Raw genomic sequence first — 17,680 nt, 5'->3', positions numbered from 1 at the left:
GTGTTCATAATCCGACACTCCGGAGCCGATGCGTGGCAGCCGAGGCTCCGCAGCCGCTCCTCCGCAGTCGGCACCCGCGTCCGACCCGGCGCGCACGCGTTTCCGAACAACAGAACGACCGGGCCCGGTCACACGACCAGGCCCGGCCGACCCCGCAAGGGAATGTCAGCTCGACATCCGCCTCACAGCAACCCGTCCCACATCTGCTCCAGCAGCACCGACCACCAGCTCTCCGGCGAACCCAGCGCCGCCGGGTCGAGGGCGGCCAACTGGGCCTGGAAGTCGACGGTCCAACGGCCCGCCTGCTCCTGGTTCAGACCGAACCGCAGGCGCCACATCCGGCCGAGCAGCGCCAGACAGCGCACGAACTCCGGCAGCCCGGTGTTCACGAACTGCGGCGGCACCGGCGCACCGCCGGGCCCGGCCTCCACCGGTACGGCCACGATGTTCGCCGTGCCGTACTGCACACAGATCGCCTTGCCGAAGTCGCTGCCCATAACGAGGTACGAGCCCGCGTCCGACGCCGGCTGCACCCCACGCTCCTGCGCCAGCTCGGCGAGCGTCGGCACCGGCCGCCCCGGCTGGGCCTGCGCCCAGAAGAACGGCCCCATGTCCAGCGGCAGTCCGGCCACGACCAGCGTGTGCGCCACGACCGGCGGCACACCCTGCCGGGACACCGCCGCCTGCTCGAACCGGAACACGCCCGGCCCGAACGCCCCCGCCAGCTCCTGCGCCACACCCTCCGGCGGAATCGGCGGCGCCGGCGGCACCGGCGGCAACGGCGCGCGCACCGGCGCGGGGCGCGCGGGACCGTCGGCCACCTGATGCAACTCACCCTGGTGGGCGAGCAGTTGCTGCATACCCTGCTGGCGGCTCGCGTGATCCGTGCCGTACGGCGCGATGCTCGTGATCCGCGCCTGCGGCCACTGCTCGCGGATCATCCGCGCACAGTACGCGCCCGGCAGCTCGCACGACTCCAACTCGGTGTGCAGCTCCAGCACCTGGTCCGGCGGCACGTTCATCGCCCGCAGCTCATGGAAGATCTGCCACTCCGGGTGCGGCGTACCCGGCGCCGAACGCCGGATCAGCTGCTGCTCCGAGCCGTCCTGTGCGCGATAGCGCAGTACGGCCTGATAGCCCGGGCCGACGGTCGGCTGACCCTGCTGCGGATAGCCGTACGCCGGCGGCTGCCCGGGAACCGGCTGTCCCGGCATCGGCTGCTGCCCGGGCCCCGGGTGAGCGGGCGGTGGCGGCATCGCGCCCGGCGCCGGGGCCATCGGCTGCGGGGCGCCCGGAGGCATGCCGGGAGCACCCGGGGCACCTGGCGCCCCCGGCGGCGGGGGCGGGGGCGTGCCGGGGGCCTGCGGGGGCGGAGGCGCGCCGGGGGCGCCCACGGGGGGCGCGGCCAGCATGGTCTCCGCGTGATGTACGGCACCATGCGCGCCCCCTGCGGAGCCCTGCGCGCCGACTGCACCCGGGGCACTCGGAGCACCCGGGGCACCCGGGGCACCTGGGACGCCCGGCGCACCTGGGGCGCTCGGCGCACCTGGGGCGCTCGGCGGCTGAGGCGCGCCCGGCACACCAGGGGCACGCGGAGGCTGCGGCGCGCCTCCACCCGGGCCCGGCTGCCCCGGATCGGCCAGCATCGTGGCGGCGTGGTGGACGCCACCAGGAGGCGTACCGCCCGGCGCCCCCGGAGTTCCCGGTGTTCCCGGAGTTCCCGGCGGGTTCGCAGGCCCGGGCGGTGTCGGGGCACCGGGCGCCTGCGGCGCGCCCGGACCGGTGGCAGGACCCTCAGGACCGTCGGGCCCGAGGGCCGACGCAAGCTGCGTGGGCACGTATCCACCCGCCGGCGCACCCGGTGCACCGGGCGGCGGAGGCGTACTCCCCGGGCGCGCACCCGGCGTACCCGGAGCACCCGGCGGCGGAGGCGGCGTCGCACCCCCACCCCGCGCCCGACGCGGCGGAGGCGCCGCCTTGCTCGTGGCGGCGTCGGCGATGTCCCCGGCGTTCGGAGCGAGCGGCTGCCCCGCACCGGCCGACGGCTGGGGCGCACCCGGCGCCTGCGGATAGCCGTACCCCGGAGCACCCGGAGCACCCGGAGCACCCGGAGGCGGCGTACCCGGCACTGTCGCAGGCGGCGGCGTACCCGGCACAGCCGCACCACCGGAGCCACCGGAGCCACCGGAGCCACCGGGGACAGCAGTGCCACCGGCGCCACCCACCACCCCCTGCGGATACCCATACGTCGGCGCAGCCGGCGCCTGCGGAGGCGTACCGCCCGCCGACGCGCCCCCAGACGCGCCCCCCGGCACGGTACCCGGCACGTTGCCCGCCCCCGGCGCACCGGCCTCATCGACCGCCGGCGCAACCGCCGTAGGCGGCAGCTGACTACCCCCCGCCAGCAACGCCGTCTGCGCCTCGGGAGGCGCCACCCGCGGCTCCCCCTCATCGGCCCCACTCAACGGCGGCGCGAACACCGTCTCCGGCAACGGCACGGAACGGTCCTCACCGGCATCCGCGTTGGTGTCCGTCCCGGCCCACGGAGTCGCCCCCACAGGCGCCCCCGGCGCACGCGGCGCGCCAGTGACACCGGAGGCACCAAGCGGCGCCCCTACACGCGCTCCCGTGCCCGCCTCAGAATCCGACGCCCCCTCAGCACCACCCCCGGCAGCAGGCCAAGCCGCCCCACTACCAGCAGCTCCCGCCCCACCATCACCGGCACCACCCCCAGCAGAGGCAGCAACACCAGCATGGCCTGCACCACCACCACCAGAAGCAGCACCAGCAGCCGAATCTTCGCCCCCCGAACCAGCCCCCCGCCGATCCGGAATCCCCAACTTGTCCGCCGCCTCCTGCAACCACTCCGGCGGACTCAACAAGAACGACGTCTGGTTCAGATCCACCCGCTCCGCAGGCGCAACCACCGACTGGGCGGCCCCCTCAGAACGCCCGTACTCCTCCTCGTACCGCCGAATGACCTCCCCCACCGGCAGCGACGGCCACAACGTGGCCTCCCCGCTGTCCCGCGCGATCACCAGCCGCTGCCCGCCCCCGTCCGAACGCGGCCCGTCCGAACGGTCCTCGGCCCACACCACGAATCCGAGCTCGAACTCCCGCACCCGCACCTCACGGTGCTGGTACGACGGCACATCCCCGTTGATCCACTCTTCCGCGCGCTCCTGCGCCTGCGCGAAGGTCACCATCGTCAGCTCACTCCCCCACCGACACCGAGGACGAGACGTCGACCGCCCGCGCGAAACCGCCGTCCACCATCAGATTCGCCACCGTCTCCAACTCCGGCGGCGACCCCGCCAACCGCGACAGAAAGACGTCGAAGTCCTCCCCGCACGGCAGCAGCAACCGCTCCACCCGCTCCGCGGGCGACCACGAAGGGTCGACGTCCCGCGCGTCGTCGTACGCGCAGAACCACACCGAACCGATCCGCTCGCCCTTCACCTTCACAGCCAGCAGACCACCCTGCACAAAACCAACTCCCAAGTAATCCTTGGTCAGATGGTCCCGCAGGCACTTGTTCACATACACCAGGTCATTGACCGCCGCCTCGTCCCGCACCGTGAAGAACGGCTGGTCGATCAGCAGCCCCAACTCCGCGTCCAGCGCGGTCCCGACGGGCGCACACCCACCCGCCGCTTTCAGAAACGAACGGTACGCACCCGGCAACCGGTACCCGAGGTCCTCCTCGACCCCCTGCACCTGCGTCTCCGTCACCGCAAGACCCGACTTCGGCAACCCGAAATGCGCCGGCCGAGTCTCCTGAAGCGGCCGCGTCCCCCGCTTAGCCTGGTCCACCGCGGCCGTGGCGATCCCACCGTGATGCCGCAGCAACGCCTTCACCTCGACCGGCACCAACTCCAGCCGCCGCGAACCCGCCACGTGGTGCCACGTCCACCCGTGCGGCGTCGCCACCGGCGCCACCGTGTCCCACAAGTCGTGCCCGGACGCCGACAGCGCCGCATTCGCCGACACATAGTCCGTCAGCCGCAACTCGTCCACACCGAAACCGGCCGGCGGCTCCGCGATCTCCGCGACGGCACGCGCATAGGGCGAGAAGTCGGGGTAGCCGCGCTCGTCCACCCGTACCCCTCTCGGGTGACGGGACGCCCGGACCGGATCCGGGAAATGCACGACCTGCCCGGCGTAGGCCGCGTTCGGCGGCGCGGCTTGCTCCCCGAGCCGACCTGTCGTCATGGCGGTTGCCCCCTGCGGCACTCTGGTACGACCCGTAGCGAAACCTCTGAACCCTTCGGCCCACTACGCCCCGTAGCGACTGTCTCCAACGCGTTGACCGCGCATCGCGGTGCCGACAGCCTATGCGGTACGACGAAACCGGTCACCGGCGCACGTCACAGCCCCGGAAACCCTCACTCCGCCCACGGTGACCAGCCGTCACCCCACCGTGACAGCCCGCCCCGACCGGGCGTGTCACAACGCCCCAGCTTCCGCACCGGCCACGGCATTTGGCACTCTGTGTCCGCCGGGGGGATGCACGGGGGATGCACGGAGGGGAACAAACGATCATGAACGCGACGCAAACGGGACCACACGCCGGGACATCCGGCGACCCGCGCATCGGCTGGAGCGCCACCGAAACCCGTCCCGCACCCACCCTCCGCCACCGCCGCGACGGCATACTTCCGACCGTCGCCGCCGCCCTCTCCGTCCGCGGCACCACCCTCACCGGCACCGCCGCCCGCGGCGACCAGCCCCCGCCACTCCACCCTCTCGTCCAGGACTTCCTCGACACGCTCACCAGCGCCCAACGCGACCGCTTCACCGGCCGCTGCGCCGAAGCCATCCTCATCTCCCGGCACATCGCCACCGCCGACGCCGCCCGCAGCAAACGCGCCGCCCGCAAACCCATGACGAACGGCGAAGCCCGCAAAGCCCTCAAACAGGCCAAACTCACCGCGCGCCGCATCCGCGAGGACGGCGACCCACTACACGGCAGCTTCGCTCCGCCCTGCCGCGCCTGCACCGCCCTCAGCGCCCACTTCGGCGTCCGCATCGTCGACCCCACGGCAACAGACCACTGACCCACAGCACGACACACCCAACACACGCACGACGAACGATGGGGCCGATGCATACCGACCGCACCTCCACCACCCGCTTCGCCGTACCCGTCGACGCCGCCCTGCGCGCCGCCGGCTGGCAACCCGGACGCTGGGACATCAAACAGGCCGAGATCTGGGCCGACGCCCTCCGCGACCACACCTCACCCGCCGGCCACCGGCACGCCGTCTTCCCCGCCGCCGTCGAAGCCTGGGCCGAATTCGGCGGCCTGCACATCACCCCGACCGGCCCCGGCCGCCAGCTCGCCCCCGCCAACCTCCACCTGGACCCCCTGCACGGCCTCCACCTGGCCCGCACCCTCGGCGACCTCGGCCGCGCCCTCGACACCGAAGTCAGCCCCCTCGGCGCCGAACCCGACACCCAGGCCCTCCTCGCCATCGACACCGAAGGCCGCGTCTACGCCCTCGACCACACCGGCGACTGGTACCTCGGCCACGACATCGACCAGGCCCTCACCACCCTCGTCGCCGGCATGGAACCAGCCCGTCTCACCACAGGCTGACACCCACTCCCTACGACGCCGGAATCACCGCCGACACCCGAAAACCCCCCGCGTCCGTCGGCCCGCACACAAACACCCCGCCCAACCCGACGACCCGCTCCCTCATCCCCACCAGCCCATTGCCCCCCGACGGCAACCGGGCCGAGGACGCGGACGAGGCCTCCGGCGGCGGCTCGTTCTCCACCTGCATCGCGATCTCCGACACCCGATGCGCCAACCGCACATGCGTCTTCGCCCCCGCCGCGTGCTTGTGGACGTTCGTCAACGCCTCCTGCACCACGCGATACGCCGTCTGCTCCACCTCCGGCGCATACGACCGCGCATCCCCCTCCACCGACAGATCGACCACCATCCCCGCGGCGGCCGACTGCCCGATCAACTCATCCAGCTCGGACAGACACGGCCCGTCCCCCACCGCGCCCTCCTCGTCCACGACCACCCGCGAAGCCGCCGCGGCGGCAGCAGCGGCGGCCCCCACCGCCGCCAACGGCACCGACGCCCCCTCACGCCGACCCACGCCACCGTCCCCGCTGCGCAGCACCCCCAGCATCTCGCGCAACTCGGTCAACGCCTGCCGCCCCATGTCCCCCACCAGCGCGGCATTCCGCACAGCCTTCTCAGGATCCTTCCGAGCCACGGCCTGAAGGGCCGCGGCATGCACGACCATCAGACTCACCCGATGCGCGACGACGTCATGCATCTCCCGCGCGATCCGCGTCCGCTCCTCGTTACGCGCCCACTCGGCCCGCTCCTCCGCCCGCTCCGCGAGCAACTGAAGCTCCCGCTCCAAACTGTCGGCACGCTCCCGAAGGCTCTCCATCAACCGACGCCGAGCACCCACATACAGGCCCAGCAGCAACGGCGGCGCGGTCACCCCGAGCGAAGCGGTGATCGAAATGAACGGGACGAACCAGTCCCCGAGATTCGACACCTCGCCCCGCGTCATGTCCTGCTGCGCCCGCACGAACGTCACCACCAGCGTCCCCACCAGCGACATCCCCGCCAGCGCCGCGATGATCCGGCGCGGCAGCTCCGACGCGGCGAGCGTGTACAGACCGACGACGGTCAGCAGGACACCCATCTGCGCCGGCGAGATCGCGACCGACACCAGGACGACGGCAATCGGCCACATCCGGCGCAGCAGCAGCGTCGAACCGGCCAGCACCCCGAAGACCACCCCCGCGGCCACCGGAATCCCCGCGTCCCGCGCGAACGGCACGCCCTCGACACCGCACTCCACCGCGGACACCAGCGCAAGCGTCCCGTCCAGCACCGCACTACGCCATCGCGCCCACCACCACGGCCCGGTCAGGCCCTCGGCGCGCGCATCCCCCGTCGTGGTCATGCCTCCAGCCTACGGGCGGCGGCTTTCGCTTTTCCGGCGAGTTTCCACGACTTGGCCACACCACACTCCGTATCCGAACGACAACGAAACCGACCGAATGTGAGCCAGAGTGCCGAGCTCCACCGTCGCGTCGAAGGCGGGTGGTACGGCATAGTAGGGGCTGCCACCGCATCCGATCTACGAAATCGGACATGGCGGCAATCCCGGGTCGTCTAAGGGCAAGACGTCAGATTTTGGTTCTGATCATGGGGGTTCGAGTCCTCCCCCGGGAGCACACGCTCAGTTCGGGTCCTGACCCGCCCCGGTATCCTGCGGTTGTCCACACCCCCTCCACAGCCGAAGGGCATCCCGTGAGCGCCATTCGCCCGGCAGCCGTCGTCGTACTCGCAGCGGGTGAGGGCACCCGTATGAAGTCGGCCACACCCAAGGTCCTGCATGAGATCTGTGGCCGTTCCCTGGTGGGCCATGTGCTCGCCGCCGCCGGTGAGTTGAAGCCCGAGAACCTGGTCGTAGTCGTCGGGCACGCGCGCGAGCAGGTCACCGCTCATCTCGCCGAGGTCGCCCCCGACGTACGCACCGCCGTCCAGGCGCAGCAGAACGGCACGGGTCACGCCGTCCGGATGGGGCTGGAGGAGTTGGGGGGTGCCGTGGACGGGACTGTTGTCGTCGTCTGCGGTGATACGCCCCTTCTGACCGGTGAGACCCTGCGGAACCTGGCCCGTACCCACTCCGAGGACGGCAACGCCGTCACCGTGCTGACCGCGGAGGTGCCGGACGCCACCGGGTACGGGCGGATCGTGCGGGACCCGGCCTCCGGGGCGGTCACCGCGATCGTGGAGCACAAGGACGCCACCGACGAGCAGCGGGCCATCCGGGAGATCAACTCGGGTGTCTTCGCCTTCGACGGGCAGTTGCTCTCCGACGCGTTGAAGAAGGTCCGTACGGACAACAGTCAGGGCGAGGAGTATCTGACCGATGTCCTCGGGATCCTGCGCGAGGCCGGGCACCGTGTCGGTGCCTCGGTGGCCGGTGATTACCGTGAGATCGCGGGGATCAACAACCGTGTGCAGCTCGCCGAGGCGCGGCGCATCCTCAACGACCGGCTGCTGACCGCCGCCATGCTGGCCGGTGTCACGGTCGTCGATCCCGCCTCCACCTGGGTCGATGTGACGGTGAGCTTCGAGCGGGATGTCCTCGTGCACCCGAACACCCTGCTGCAGGGTGCGACGCATCTCGGTGAGGGTTCGGAGGTCGGTCCCAACAGCCGGCTGAAGGACACCCGTGTCGGGGCCGGTGCGCGCGTCGAGAACACCGTGGCGGACGGGGCGGAGGTCGGGCCGGAGGCGACTGTGGGGCCGTACGCCTATCTGCGGCCCGGTACGCGGCTCGGGCTGAAGGCCAAGATCGGTACGTATGTGGAGACGAAGAACGCCTCCATCGGTGAGGGCACGAAGGTGCCGCATCTGTCGTACGTCGGTGACGCGACGATCGGTGAGTACACGAACATCGGTGCCGCGAGCGTGTTCGTGAACTACGACGGGGAGCAGAAGCACCACACCACCGTCGGGTCGCACTGCAAGACGGGGTCGGACAACATGTTTGTGGCTCCTGTCACGGTCGGGGACGGTGCTTACACCGCCGCCGGGTCCGTGATCACGAAGGATGTGCCGCCCGGTTCGCTGGCCGTGGCCCGTGGTCAGCAGCGGAATATCGAGGGTTGGGTGGCTCGTAAGCGTCCGGGGAGCGCGGCGGCGAAGGCGGCCGAGGCGGCGTCCCGGGAGCCGGACGGCGAGGGCTGACCGGAAACAGGTGCGTCGGGGACGGCGTACCGTGATAAGTGCACATCCGCACCCCACCAGCTGAGACGACCTATCTCGTCCGGTTGAGACGTCGTGTCGACATCCAGCTGAGACATCTCTGAGGAGACAGTGCTGTGACCGGGATCAAGACGACCGGCGAGAAGAAGTTGATGTTCTTCTCCGGCCGCGCCCACCCCGAGCTTGCCGAGGAGGTCGCCCACCAGCTGGGTGTCGGGGTTGTCCCGACGAAGGCCTTCGACTTCGCGAACGGTGAGATCTACGTCCGTTATCAGGAGTCGGCGCGTGGCGCGGACTGTTTTGTGATCCAGAGCCACACGGCTCCGATCAATCAGTGGATCATGGAGCAGCTGATCATGATCGACGCGCTGAAGCGTGCGTCGGCCCGCTCCATCACGGTCATCGTGCCCTTCTACGGTTACGCGCGGCAGGACAAGAAGCACCGTGGGCGTGAACCGATCTCGGCGCGTCTGATCGCGGACATGATGAAGACGGCGGGTGCGACCCGGATCCTGACCGTCGATCTGCACACGGACCAGATCCAGGGCTTCTTCGACGGGCCGGTGGATCACCTGTTCGCACTGCCGCTGCTGGCCGACTATGTGGGCGCGAAGGTGGACCGGGAGAAGCTGACGGTGGTCTCGCCGGACGCGGGGCGGGTGCGGGTCGCGGACCGCTGGTGCGACCGGCTGGGGGCGCCGCTGGCGATCGTGCACAAGCGGCGCGACAAGGACGTGGCGAACCAGGTGACCGTCCACGAGGTCGTGGGTGAGGTCAAGGGCCGGGTGTGTGTCCTGGTGGACGACATGGTCGACACGGGTGGGACGATCTGCGCCGCCGCGGACGCGTTGTTCGCGCACGGTGCGGAGGATGTCATCGTGACGGCGACGCACGGTGTGCTGTCGGGTCCGGCGGCGGACCGGTTGAAGAATTCCCGGGTGGGCGAGTTCGTGTTCACGAACACGCTGCCGACGCCTGGTGAGCTGGCGCGTGACCTGGACAAGATCAAGGTGCTGTCGATCGCGCCGACGATCGCGAGTGCGGTGCGTGAGGTGTTCGAGGACGGGTCGGTGACGAGCCTGTTCGACGAGCAGTGAGTTTCTGACTCAGGTTCTGACTCAGGCTGGTCGCCCGCGCCCGGAGGGCGCTGATGATCGACTTCTCTCTGGCCTCTCTCGCCGAGTATTCTGTTGCAGTTGCTCGGCGAGGGAGGCCGTGGTCCGTTCTGGGACGGGGTACGGCGGTCCGTTATCGACGCGCTCTTCGTAGCAGGCCGTTCGTGGCCGGGTGACCACGTCCGTTCCTAGTTCTTACGAGGAGTGATCCGCATGTCCGAGGTCAAGCTCACCGCCGAGACCCGCAAGGAGTTCGGCAAGGGTGCCGCCCGCCGTATCCGCCGTGACAACAAGGTTCCCGGTGTGCTGTACGGGCACGGTTCCCAGCCGCTGCACCTGACCTTCCCGGGCCACGACCTGCTGCTGGCCCTGCGTACGCCGAACGTCCTGATCTCCCTGGACATCGACGGCAAGTCCAACGAGCTGGCGATCCCGAAGTCCGTGCAGCGTGACCCGCTGAAGGGTTTCCTGGAGCACGTCGACCTGCTGCTGGTCAAGCGGGGCGAGAAGGTCACCGTCGAGGTTCCGGTGGTCGCCGAGGGCGAGCTGGCGCCGGGCGGCAACCTGCTGGAGCACGTGCTGAACGCGCTGCCGGTCGAGGCCGAGGCGACCCACATCCCGGAGAGCTTCACCGTGTCCGTGGAGGGTCTGGAGGCCGGTGCCTCGGTCCACGCCAAGGACGTCAAGCTGCCGAACGGCGTGACGCTGGCGGTCGAGGAGGACGCGGTGGTTCTCCAGGTCCTGGCCGCGCAGGCCGAGGAGGCCCCGGAGGGCGAGGAGGCCGCGGAGGGCGAGGGCGCGGAGGCCTCGACCGAGGCCTGATCCTCACCTTTTTCGTTTCGTCAGCCGCTGTTCCCCGTGGGGGCAGCGGCTGGCGCGTATCAAGGAGACATGGACGTGACGACCGACGCGGGCGCCCCCTGGCTGATCGTGGGGTTGGGGAATCCGGGGCCCGAGTACGCGATGAACCGGCACAACGTGGGGTTCATGGTGGCTGATCTGCTGGCGGAGCGGATGGGGGGCCGGTTCAAGCGGGCGGGCAAGGCGCAGGCTCAGGTCGTCGAGGGGCGGATCGGTCCGCCGGGGCCGGCGAGCCGCCGGGTGGTGCTGGCGAAGCCGATGTCGTACATGAATCTGTCCGGCGGGCCGGTGAACGCGTTGCGCGATTTCTACAAGGTGCCTGTCGCCCACATCGTCGCCGTGCATGACGAGTTGGACATCGACTACGGCACGCTGCGGCTGAAGCTGGGTGGTGGTGACAACGGGCACAACGGTTTGAAGTCGATGACGAAGGCGATGGGGCGGGACTACCACCGGGTGCGGTTCGGTATTGGGCGGCCTCCGGGGCGGATGCAGGTCGCCGATTTCGTGCTGAAGGATTTCTCCGCCGCCGAGCGCAAGGAGCTGGACCACTTCGTGGACCGGGCGGCGGACGCGGTGGAGTGTCTGGTGACCGAGGGGCTGGAGCGGGCGCAGAGTGCGTACAACTCCTGACGTGTCTCCCACCCGGCCCTGACTTGTCCCCTGCCCGCCCTGACGTGTCTCCCCTGCCCCCGGTTGACTGACCGTGCAGGCATGGCCAAGGATCGCCGCCATGCCTTCTGCCGTCGTCTCCAGTCAGGGCGCGTTGGTCGCGCTGCGGTTCGGGCGGCTCGCGGCGATGGGTGTCGTCGCGGTGCTGATACTGATCGCGGGGGTGTGGGCGTCCTGGAGTTCGGCCCAGTACGTGATGCTCACCAAGGGGCGGGAGACCGGGACGATCAGAGTGACCGGCTGCGGGGACGACACCTGCGCCGGACCGTACACGCCGATCTCCGCGGGGTCGCAGGCCCGTGAGCGGGTGGTCATCGAGAAGTCGGCGGCCGTGCGGGACGGGGAGACGTACACCGTTGTGGTGAAGCCGGGCGGCAGCGAGGTCGTCCGTTCGGGTCCTGCTGGGGTGCTCCACTCCTGGGTGCCGCTGGGCGGGGCGCTGCTGCTCGCGTCCGTGGTGGTCGCGGGCGGACTGGGGCGGACGCGGGTCGCGTGGGTCATGGCGGTGGCCGGAGGTGCGCTCATCACGGCCGCCTTCGCGGTGGTCTGACGACGTAACGTCGCTCTCCACATCTGTGGAGAGTCTGAGTGTTGCCTGTTCGTGCTTGTTCTGTTGCCGGAACTGCGGGACTCTTGGCCGCCCCCTCCACATCTTCCCCGTTGGTCACTTCGAAGATGGACTGCCCCATGCATACCCTCACTCGCGCCGGCGCCCTGTCCGCCGTCGCCGCGGCCGCCCTGCTCGTCTCCCCGGCCGCCGCACATGCCACCGACTCCAGTGGCGACACGTACAGCGTGCAGCTGCGCCAGCAGCTTCCGCGCACCGCCACCACCGACGACAAGGGCGCACCGCAGCAGGGCCGGAAGCAGTGCCCCGGCGTGCCCGACGGGCAGGACGGCTGGCACTTCGTGCTGCCGGGGAACTCGTCGGACTTCGTGAAGCTGACCGTCACCTTCGAGCCGGGCGGGCAGCAGGTGGTGACGGACTTCGGTCCGCCGTCCGACAAGCACGCGTACGTGTGGTCGCTGCCGGGAGCCGAGCTGACCTCCGCGGTCGCCGAGGTGCGCGGCGGTGAGCTGGAGCTGTTCAACCTGTCGCACACCTGCCCGGTGACCGAGGGCACGACGCCGGGCGGCTCCGACGACGACACCGGCGACGACACCGGTGAGGGCGGCTCCGGGGAGGAGACCGGCGGTGCGACGCCGTCCGCCACGGCGTCGGAGACGGTCGAGGCCACCGAGGCTCCGGCCGCCTCCCCGAGCGTGTCCGAGGAGGGTGCCGCTCCCGCCGCCTCCTCCTCCCCGTCCGCGCAGGGCGGCAGCGGCGAGGGCGACCTCGCCGAGACCGGTAACGGCGCCCCCGTCGGCCTGCTCGCCGGTGCGGCGGCCGCGTTGCTCGCCGCCGGCGGTTACCTGGTCTTCCGGCGCCGGAAGCCGGGCGCCGACCAGGGCTGACGTACCGGCAGGAATAGACGGTGCCCCCGTGCTCGTACGCAGCACGGGGGCACCGTCGTGTCCGCGGCCGTCAGCCCGTGTTGCGCAGGCCCGCCGCCACGCCGTTCACGGTCAGGAGCAGGGCCCGTGCCAGCAGCGGGTCGGGCTCGGCGCCCGCGGCCGCGGCGTCGCGCTGGCGCTTGAGGAGGGCGACCTGGAGGTAGGAGATCGGGTCCAGGTAGGCGTCGCGGATGGTGAAGGTCTGCTTCAGCACCGGCTGGGCGTCGAGGAGTTCGTCCTCGCCGGTGATCCGGAGGATCTCGCGCACGGTCAGGTCGTGCTCGGCGCGGATGGTGTCGAAGACGTGCTTCAGCTCGTCCGGGACGAGGGTGTCGACGTAGTGGCCGGCGATCCGCAGGTCGGTCTTGGCCAGCGTCATCTCGACGTTGGAGACGAAGTTGCGGAAGAAGTGCCACTGCTCGTACATCTCGTCGAGCACGGTGTCCAGGCCCGCCTCGCGCAGCGCCTTGAGGCCGGAGCCGACGCCGAACCAGCCGGGGACGATCTGCCGGGACTGGGTCCAGCCGAAGACCCACGGGATGGCCCGCAGGCCGTCCAGACCCGCGCCGGAGTCGGGCCTCCTCGACGGCCGCGAACCCAGGTGCAGGTCGGCGAGCTGGTCCACGGGCGTGGCGGCGAAGAAGTACGCCGGCAGGTCCGGGTCCTCCACCAGCCTGCGGTACGCCGCGTGCGCCGCGTCGCTGACGACGTCCATCGCGGCGTCCCAGCGGGCGAGGGCCTCCCCGGACTGGCGGGGCGCGGTGTGCAGGGCGGAGGCCTGCAGGGTGGCGGCGACCGTCAGCTCCAGGTTCTCCCTCGCCAGGGACGGGATGAGGTACTTGTCGGAGATGACCTCGCCCTGCTCGGTCACCTTGATCTCGCCCTCCAGGGTGCCCCACGGCTGGGCGAGGATCGCGTCGTGCGTGGGGCCGCCGCCGCGGCCGACGGTGCCGCCACGGCCGTGGAAGAGGCGCAGGCGGACGCCGTAGCGGTGGGCGACGTCACGGAGCCGCCGCTGGGCGCGGTGGATCTCCCACTGGGACGTCGTGATGCCGCCGAACTTGGAGGAGTCGGAGTAGCCGAGCATGACCTCCTGGACGTCGCCGCGGAGCGCGACGAGGCGCCGGTAGGACGGGTCGGCGAGCATGTCCTCCAGGATCGTGTCGGCGGCCTTGAGCTCGTCCGTGGTCTCCAGCAGCGGCACGATGCCGATCCTGGCCCAGCCGGCGTGCAGGTCGATCAGGCCCGCCTCGCGGGCGAGGACGGCGGCCGCGAAGACGTCGTCGGCGCCCTGGCACATCGAGATGATGTACGACTCGATGACCTCGGGTCCGAAGACCTCCAGGGCCTTCTTGACCGTCTGGAAGACGCCGAGGGTCTTGGCGCCGGCCGCGTCGACGGGCGCGGGGCTGGGGGCGAGCGGGCGGCGCGAGCGGAGTTCCTTGGCGAGGAGCTTCGTACGGTAGTCGCGCGGCATGTCGGCGTACCGCCAGGATTCCTCGCCGAGCCGGTCGAAGAGCTGGCCGAGGGCGTGGTGGTGGGCGTCCGCGTGTTCGCGTACGTCCATGGTGGCGAGCTGGAGGCCGAACGCGGACAGGGTGCGGATGGTGCGGTCCAGGCGGCCGTCGGCGAACAGGCCGCCGCGGTGCTCGCGCAGGGAGGTCTGGATCAGCTTCAGGTCGTGCAGCAGCTCGCTGGTGCCGAGGTAGTCGCGGCCCGCCTCGTGGGGGATGCCCTTGGCGAGGCGCTGCTTGGTGTTCTCCAGCTTCTGCCGGATGCAGGTGGCCTTGAGCCGGTACGGCTCCTCGGCATTGAGGCGCTTGTAGCGGGGGCTGATCTCGGGGAGGCGCTCCAGGTCGGTCTGGAGGGACTCCAGGAGTTCCTCGGTGGCGCCGGTGTAGCGGATGGAGTTCGACAGGAAGCCGCGGAGTTCGTCGATCATCTCCAGGGCGTCGTTGATGCCGTGCTCGTGCTGGAGGATCAGCACCTCCCAGGTGACCTCGGGGGTCACGTTGGGGTTGCCGTCGCGGTCGCCGCCGATCCAGGTGCCGAAGGTGAGGGGGCGGGTGTCGTCGGGGAGCTTGACGCCGACGCGCTCCAGCTCCGCCGTCAGGTCCTCCAGGACGTCGCCGACGGCGCCGGCGTGCAGCTCGTCCAGGTAGTAGATCGCGTTGCGGGCCTCGTCGGCGGGTTCGGGGCGTACGACGCGCAGCTCGTCGGTCTGCCAGACGAGGTCGATGTTCTCGGCCAGCCGGGTGTCGTGGCGGCGGCGGTCGGAGTCGATGACCGGGGTGTCGAGGAGCTTGGCGATGCGCCGGAGCTTGTTGAGGACCGAACGGCGGGCGGCCTCGGTGGGGTGGGCCGTGAACACCGGACGAACATTGAGGTGGCGGACGGTCTCCCGCAGGTGCTCGGGGTCGGCGTCCTTCAGCCGGTCGGCGGTACGGGAGAGAAGTCCGCCCTCGGCGGCGCGCTTGGCGCGCAGCTCGCGGCCGCGGTGCACCTGCTCGGTGACGTTGGCCAGGTGGAAGTAGGTGGAGAAGGCGCGGACCAGCTTGGCCGCCGTCTCCAGTTCGGTGCCGCGCAGCAGCTCGGCGGCGGCCTCGCCGTCCTCACGGGTGAGGCGGCGCACCTTCTCGACGAGTTCCAGCAGCTGGGGGCCCTCCTGGCGGACGAGGGTCTCCCCGAGGAGGTCGCCCAGCCGCCTGATGTCGGCGCGCAGCTCAGTGCTGGTCGTGGTCTGGTCGTCGGCACTGCTCACAGGTGCGGCTCCTTGCAGTGTTGAAGCTCGTCTGAAGCTCGTGTGGTGGGGAACCCGGTGACCGTCGCACGGCTGGCGCCGCATTACGGGCCGGACTTCCGGGGAAGGAATCTGAGCGGACCGCGCTGTCCGACCGATTCCAAGGATAGGTGTCGGCCGGGACGCGCAGGCCCACGGGCTCTTGCCGCCGGGCGACGCACTGCCATACTTACGACGCCGTAGGTTACGGAACCGTAGGGAGGTCTCGTCCGAGCCGTACCCGCCTCTCCGCTACCCCTCGGCATCTGTCTCAACCCACGACCCCACAGGGGACGCACCCATGACCACGAGCTCCGATGTGATCGACGACGCCCCGAAGTCGACCTCTCAGGCCACCACCGGACCCCTGCCCTCCGCCACGCTCGGCGGCGACCGGAAGGGTTCTGTCGAGCAGGGTGCGCTCCTGCTCTTCATCATCGTCCCGTTCCTCGCGCTGATCGCGGCGGTGCCGCTGGCGTGGGGCTGGGGGGTGAGCTGGCTGGACCTGGGTCTGCTGGTCTTCTTCTACTTCCTCGGCTGCCACGGCATCACGATCGGTTTCCACCGGCACTTCACCCACAGTTCGTTCAAGGCCAAGCGGCCGCTGAAGATCGCGCTGGCGATCGCCGGGTCGATGGCGGTCGAGGGCCCCCTGGTGCGCTGGGTGGCCGACCATCGCAAGCATCACAAGTTCTCCGACGCGGAGGGCGACCCGCACTCCCCGTGGCGGTACGGCGAGACCGTCCCGGCCCTGATGAAGGGCCTGTGGTGGGCGCACATCGGCTGGATGTTCGACGAGGAGCGCACCCCGCAGGACAAGTACGCGCCGGACCTGATCAAGGACCGGACGCTGCGGGCGATCTCCCGCCAGTTCATCGTCTGGACGGTGGTGTCCCTGGCGCTGCCGGCGCTGATCGGCGGTCTGGTGACGATGTCCTGGTGGGGCGCGTTCACCGGCTTCTTCTGGGGGTCGCTCGTGCGGGTGGCGCTGCTGCATCACGTGACCTGGTCGATCAACTCCATCTGCCACGCGGTGGGCAAGCGGCCGTTCCGGTCGCGGGACAAGTCGGGCAATGTGTGGTGGCTGGCGATCCTGTCCTGCGGTGAGTCCTGGCACAACCTGCACCACGCCGACCCGACGTCGGCGCGGCACGGTGTGGAGCGCGGCCAGATCGACTCCTCCGCCCGGCTGATCCGCTGGTTCGAACTCGCCGGGTGGGCGTACGACGTGCGCTGGCCGTCACGCTCGCGTATCGATTCCCGCCGTAACTCCGGCGGAGACGGCGCCCGGCGGGGGAGGCAGACCGCCGAGGCGGCATGATTGACGCCGTGGCGACCGACTCCAGCAGCACCCCCAGCAATGACAAGCCGCGGCGTGCGCGCCGTACCCGTATGACCGGTGCGGAGCGGCGCCAGCAGCTGCTGGAGATCGGTCGCACCCTCTTCGCCGCGAAGGGCTTCGAGGGCACGTCGGTGGAGGAGATCGCGGCGAAGGCCGGAGTGTCCAAGCCGGTGGTGTACGAGCACTTCGGTGGCAAGGAGGGGCTGTACGCGGTGGTGGTGGACCGCGAGATGCGGCGGCTGCTGGACATGGTGACGAGCTCGCTCACGGCGGGCCACCCCCGGGAGCTGTGCGAGCAGGCGGCGTTCGCGTTGCTGGACTACATCGAGGAGTACACGGACGGTTTCCGCATCCTGGTCCGTGACTCGCCCATCCCGCAGTCGACGGGTTCGTTCGCGTCGCTGATCTCGGACATCGCCACCCAGGTGGAGGACATCCTGGGCCGCGAGTTCAAAAGCCGCGGCTTCGACCCCAAGCTCGCGCCCCTGTACGCCCAGGCGCTGGTCGGCATGGTCGCGCTGACCGGGCAGTGGTGGCTGGAGGTGCGCCGGCCGAAGAAGGCGGAGGTGGCGGCGCATCTGGTGAATCTGGCGTGGCACGGGCTGGACGGGCTGGAGCAGAAGCCTCGGCTGATCGGGCACCGGAAGAGCTGAGCG

Annotated in this window: 14 protein-coding genes and 1 tRNA gene; 11 read left to right on the top strand and 4 right to left on the bottom strand. The window is 70.6% G+C overall.

Annotated elements, in window-relative coordinates; all coding sequences use genetic code 11:
* Nucleotides 1-182: 182 nt before the first annotated feature.
* Both HJD23_RS25125 and HJD23_RS25120 read right to left on the bottom strand, forming a co-directional pair.
* Entirely contained in the window at nucleotides 183-3,206 is a 3,024-nt protein-coding gene (locus HJD23_RS25125; RefSeq protein ID WP_171108289.1) for an SUKH-4 family immunity protein, read from the bottom strand.
* Nucleotides 3,207-3,213: 7 nt separating this feature from the next.
* On the bottom strand, nucleotides 3,214-4,212 hold the full coding sequence (locus tag HJD23_RS25120) for an SMI1/KNR4 family protein (protein ID WP_171108287.1): 999 nt from the start codon (nucleotides 4,210-4,212) through the stop codon (nucleotides 3,214-3,216).
* 329 nt (nucleotides 4,213-4,541) lie between these two features.
* On the opposite strand from HJD23_RS25120, the gene HJD23_RS25115 reads away from it, so the two are divergent.
* Entirely contained in the window at nucleotides 4,542-5,057 is a 516-nt protein-coding gene (locus tag HJD23_RS25115; protein WP_171108285.1) for a YwqJ-related putative deaminase, read from the top strand.
* Nucleotides 5,058-5,104: 47 nt separating this feature from the next.
* On the top strand, nucleotides 5,105-5,599 hold the full coding sequence (locus tag HJD23_RS25110; RefSeq protein ID WP_171108282.1) for an SUKH-3 domain-containing protein: 495 nt from the start codon (nucleotides 5,105-5,107) through the stop codon (nucleotides 5,597-5,599).
* A 10-nt stretch (nucleotides 5,600-5,609) separates the two neighbouring features.
* On the opposite strand, the gene HJD23_RS25105 is transcribed toward HJD23_RS25110, so the two are convergent.
* Nucleotides 5,610-6,944 carry a histidine kinase gene (locus tag HJD23_RS25105; RefSeq protein ID WP_171134078.1) on the bottom strand — a complete coding sequence of 445 codons (1,335 nt, stop codon included), beginning with the start codon at nucleotides 6,942-6,944 and terminating at the stop codon, nucleotides 5,610-5,612.
* A 201-nt stretch (nucleotides 6,945-7,145) separates the two neighbouring features.
* Here HJD23_RS25105 and HJD23_RS25100 point away from each other — a divergent pair.
* The 7 genes from HJD23_RS25100 (at nucleotide 7,146) to HJD23_RS25070 (ending at nucleotide 12,864) form a co-directional block, all read left to right on the top strand.
* Nucleotides 7,146-7,216 (top strand) — tRNA-Gln (locus HJD23_RS25100).
* A 78-nt stretch (nucleotides 7,217-7,294) separates the two neighbouring features.
* Nucleotides 7,295-8,743 carry a bifunctional UDP-N-acetylglucosamine diphosphorylase/glucosamine-1-phosphate N-acetyltransferase GlmU gene (gene glmU, locus HJD23_RS25095; protein WP_171108280.1) on the top strand — a complete coding sequence of 483 codons (1,449 nt, stop codon included), beginning with the start codon at nucleotides 7,295-7,297 and terminating at the stop codon, nucleotides 8,741-8,743.
* A 134-nt stretch (nucleotides 8,744-8,877) separates the two neighbouring features.
* On the top strand, nucleotides 8,878-9,858 hold the full coding sequence (locus HJD23_RS25090; protein ID WP_171108278.1) for a ribose-phosphate diphosphokinase: 981 nt from the start codon (nucleotides 8,878-8,880) through the stop codon (nucleotides 9,856-9,858).
* A gap of 231 nt (nucleotides 9,859-10,089) precedes the next feature.
* Nucleotides 10,090-10,698, top strand: coding sequence for a 50S ribosomal protein L25/general stress protein Ctc (locus HJD23_RS25085; protein WP_171108276.1), 609 nt, complete (start codon nucleotides 10,090-10,092; stop codon nucleotides 10,696-10,698).
* A 69-nt stretch (nucleotides 10,699-10,767) separates the two neighbouring features.
* Nucleotides 10,768-11,370 carry an aminoacyl-tRNA hydrolase gene (gene pth, locus HJD23_RS25080; protein WP_171108274.1) on the top strand — a complete coding sequence of 201 codons (603 nt, stop codon included), beginning with the start codon at nucleotides 10,768-10,770 and terminating at the stop codon, nucleotides 11,368-11,370.
* 100 nt (nucleotides 11,371-11,470) lie between these two features.
* Entirely contained in the window at nucleotides 11,471-11,959 is a 489-nt protein-coding gene (locus HJD23_RS25075; RefSeq protein WP_171108272.1) for a hypothetical protein, read from the top strand.
* Between the two features lie 137 nt (nucleotides 11,960-12,096).
* Nucleotides 12,097-12,864: an LPXTG cell wall anchor domain-containing protein gene (locus tag HJD23_RS25070; RefSeq protein WP_232107547.1), complete on the top strand. Its 768-nt coding sequence runs from the start codon at nucleotides 12,097-12,099 to the stop codon at nucleotides 12,862-12,864.
* A 70-nt stretch (nucleotides 12,865-12,934) separates the two neighbouring features.
* Here the strand turns inward: HJD23_RS25070 and ppc are convergent, their stop codons facing one another.
* Nucleotides 12,935-15,664, bottom strand: coding sequence for a phosphoenolpyruvate carboxylase (gene ppc / locus HJD23_RS25065; RefSeq protein WP_171108268.1), 2,730 nt, complete (start codon nucleotides 15,662-15,664; stop codon nucleotides 12,935-12,937).
* 319 nt (nucleotides 15,665-15,983) lie between these two features.
* Between ppc and HJD23_RS25060 the strand changes: the two genes are divergently transcribed.
* A complete protein-coding gene (locus HJD23_RS25060) occupies nucleotides 15,984-17,003 on the top strand; it encodes a fatty acid desaturase (RefSeq protein ID WP_171108266.1) in 1,020 nt (339 codons plus the stop codon).
* The gene (locus HJD23_RS25055; RefSeq protein WP_141311476.1) at nucleotides 17,000-17,677 is read left to right on the top strand and encodes a TetR/AcrR family transcriptional regulator; all 678 of its coding nucleotides are present in this window, start codon (nucleotides 17,000-17,002) and stop codon (nucleotides 17,675-17,677) included. Before HJD23_RS25060 ends, HJD23_RS25055 begins: the two co-directional genes overlap by 4 nt.
* The last annotated feature ends 3 nt before the right edge of the window (nucleotides 17,678-17,680 follow it).

It is taken from the genome of Streptomyces sp. Z423-1 (genome assembly GCF_013009255.1).
Taxonomy (GTDB): domain Bacteria; phylum Actinomycetota; class Actinomycetes; order Streptomycetales; family Streptomycetaceae; genus Streptomyces; species Streptomyces gossypiisoli.
Note: the sequence above shows the minus strand (reverse complement) of the source record. Positions and strands in the feature narration are given on the sequence as shown.

Excerpts from the sequence above, each read along its gene's own strand:
- HJD23_RS25125 (WP_171108289.1), bottom strand. The coding sequence starts at position 3,206 with ATGGTGACCTTCGCGCAGGCGCAGGAGCGCGCGGAAGAGTGGATCAAC.
- HJD23_RS25120 (WP_171108287.1), bottom strand. The coding sequence starts at position 4,212 with ATGACGACAGGTCGGCTCGGGGAGCAAGCCGCGCCGCCGAACGCGGCC.
- HJD23_RS25115 (WP_171108285.1), top strand. The coding sequence starts at position 4,542 with ATGAACGCGACGCAAACGGGACCACACGCCGGGACATCCGGCGACCCG.
- HJD23_RS25110 (WP_171108282.1), top strand. The coding sequence starts at position 5,105 with ATGCATACCGACCGCACCTCCACCACCCGCTTCGCCGTACCCGTCGAC.
- HJD23_RS25105 (WP_171134078.1), bottom strand. The coding sequence starts at position 6,944 with ATGACCACGACGGGGGATGCGCGCGCCGAGGGCCTGACCGGGCCGTGG.
- HJD23_RS25085 (WP_171108276.1), top strand. The coding sequence starts at position 10,090 with ATGTCCGAGGTCAAGCTCACCGCCGAGACCCGCAAGGAGTTCGGCAAG.
- pth (WP_171108274.1), top strand. The coding sequence starts at position 10,768 with ATGGACGTGACGACCGACGCGGGCGCCCCCTGGCTGATCGTGGGGTTG.
- HJD23_RS25075 (WP_171108272.1), top strand. The coding sequence starts at position 11,471 with ATGCCTTCTGCCGTCGTCTCCAGTCAGGGCGCGTTGGTCGCGCTGCGG.
- HJD23_RS25070 (WP_232107547.1), top strand. The coding sequence starts at position 12,097 with ATGCATACCCTCACTCGCGCCGGCGCCCTGTCCGCCGTCGCCGCGGCC.
- HJD23_RS25060 (WP_171108266.1), top strand. The coding sequence starts at position 15,984 with ATGACCACGAGCTCCGATGTGATCGACGACGCCCCGAAGTCGACCTCT.
- HJD23_RS25055 (WP_141311476.1), top strand. The coding sequence starts at position 17,000 with ATGATTGACGCCGTGGCGACCGACTCCAGCAGCACCCCCAGCAATGAC.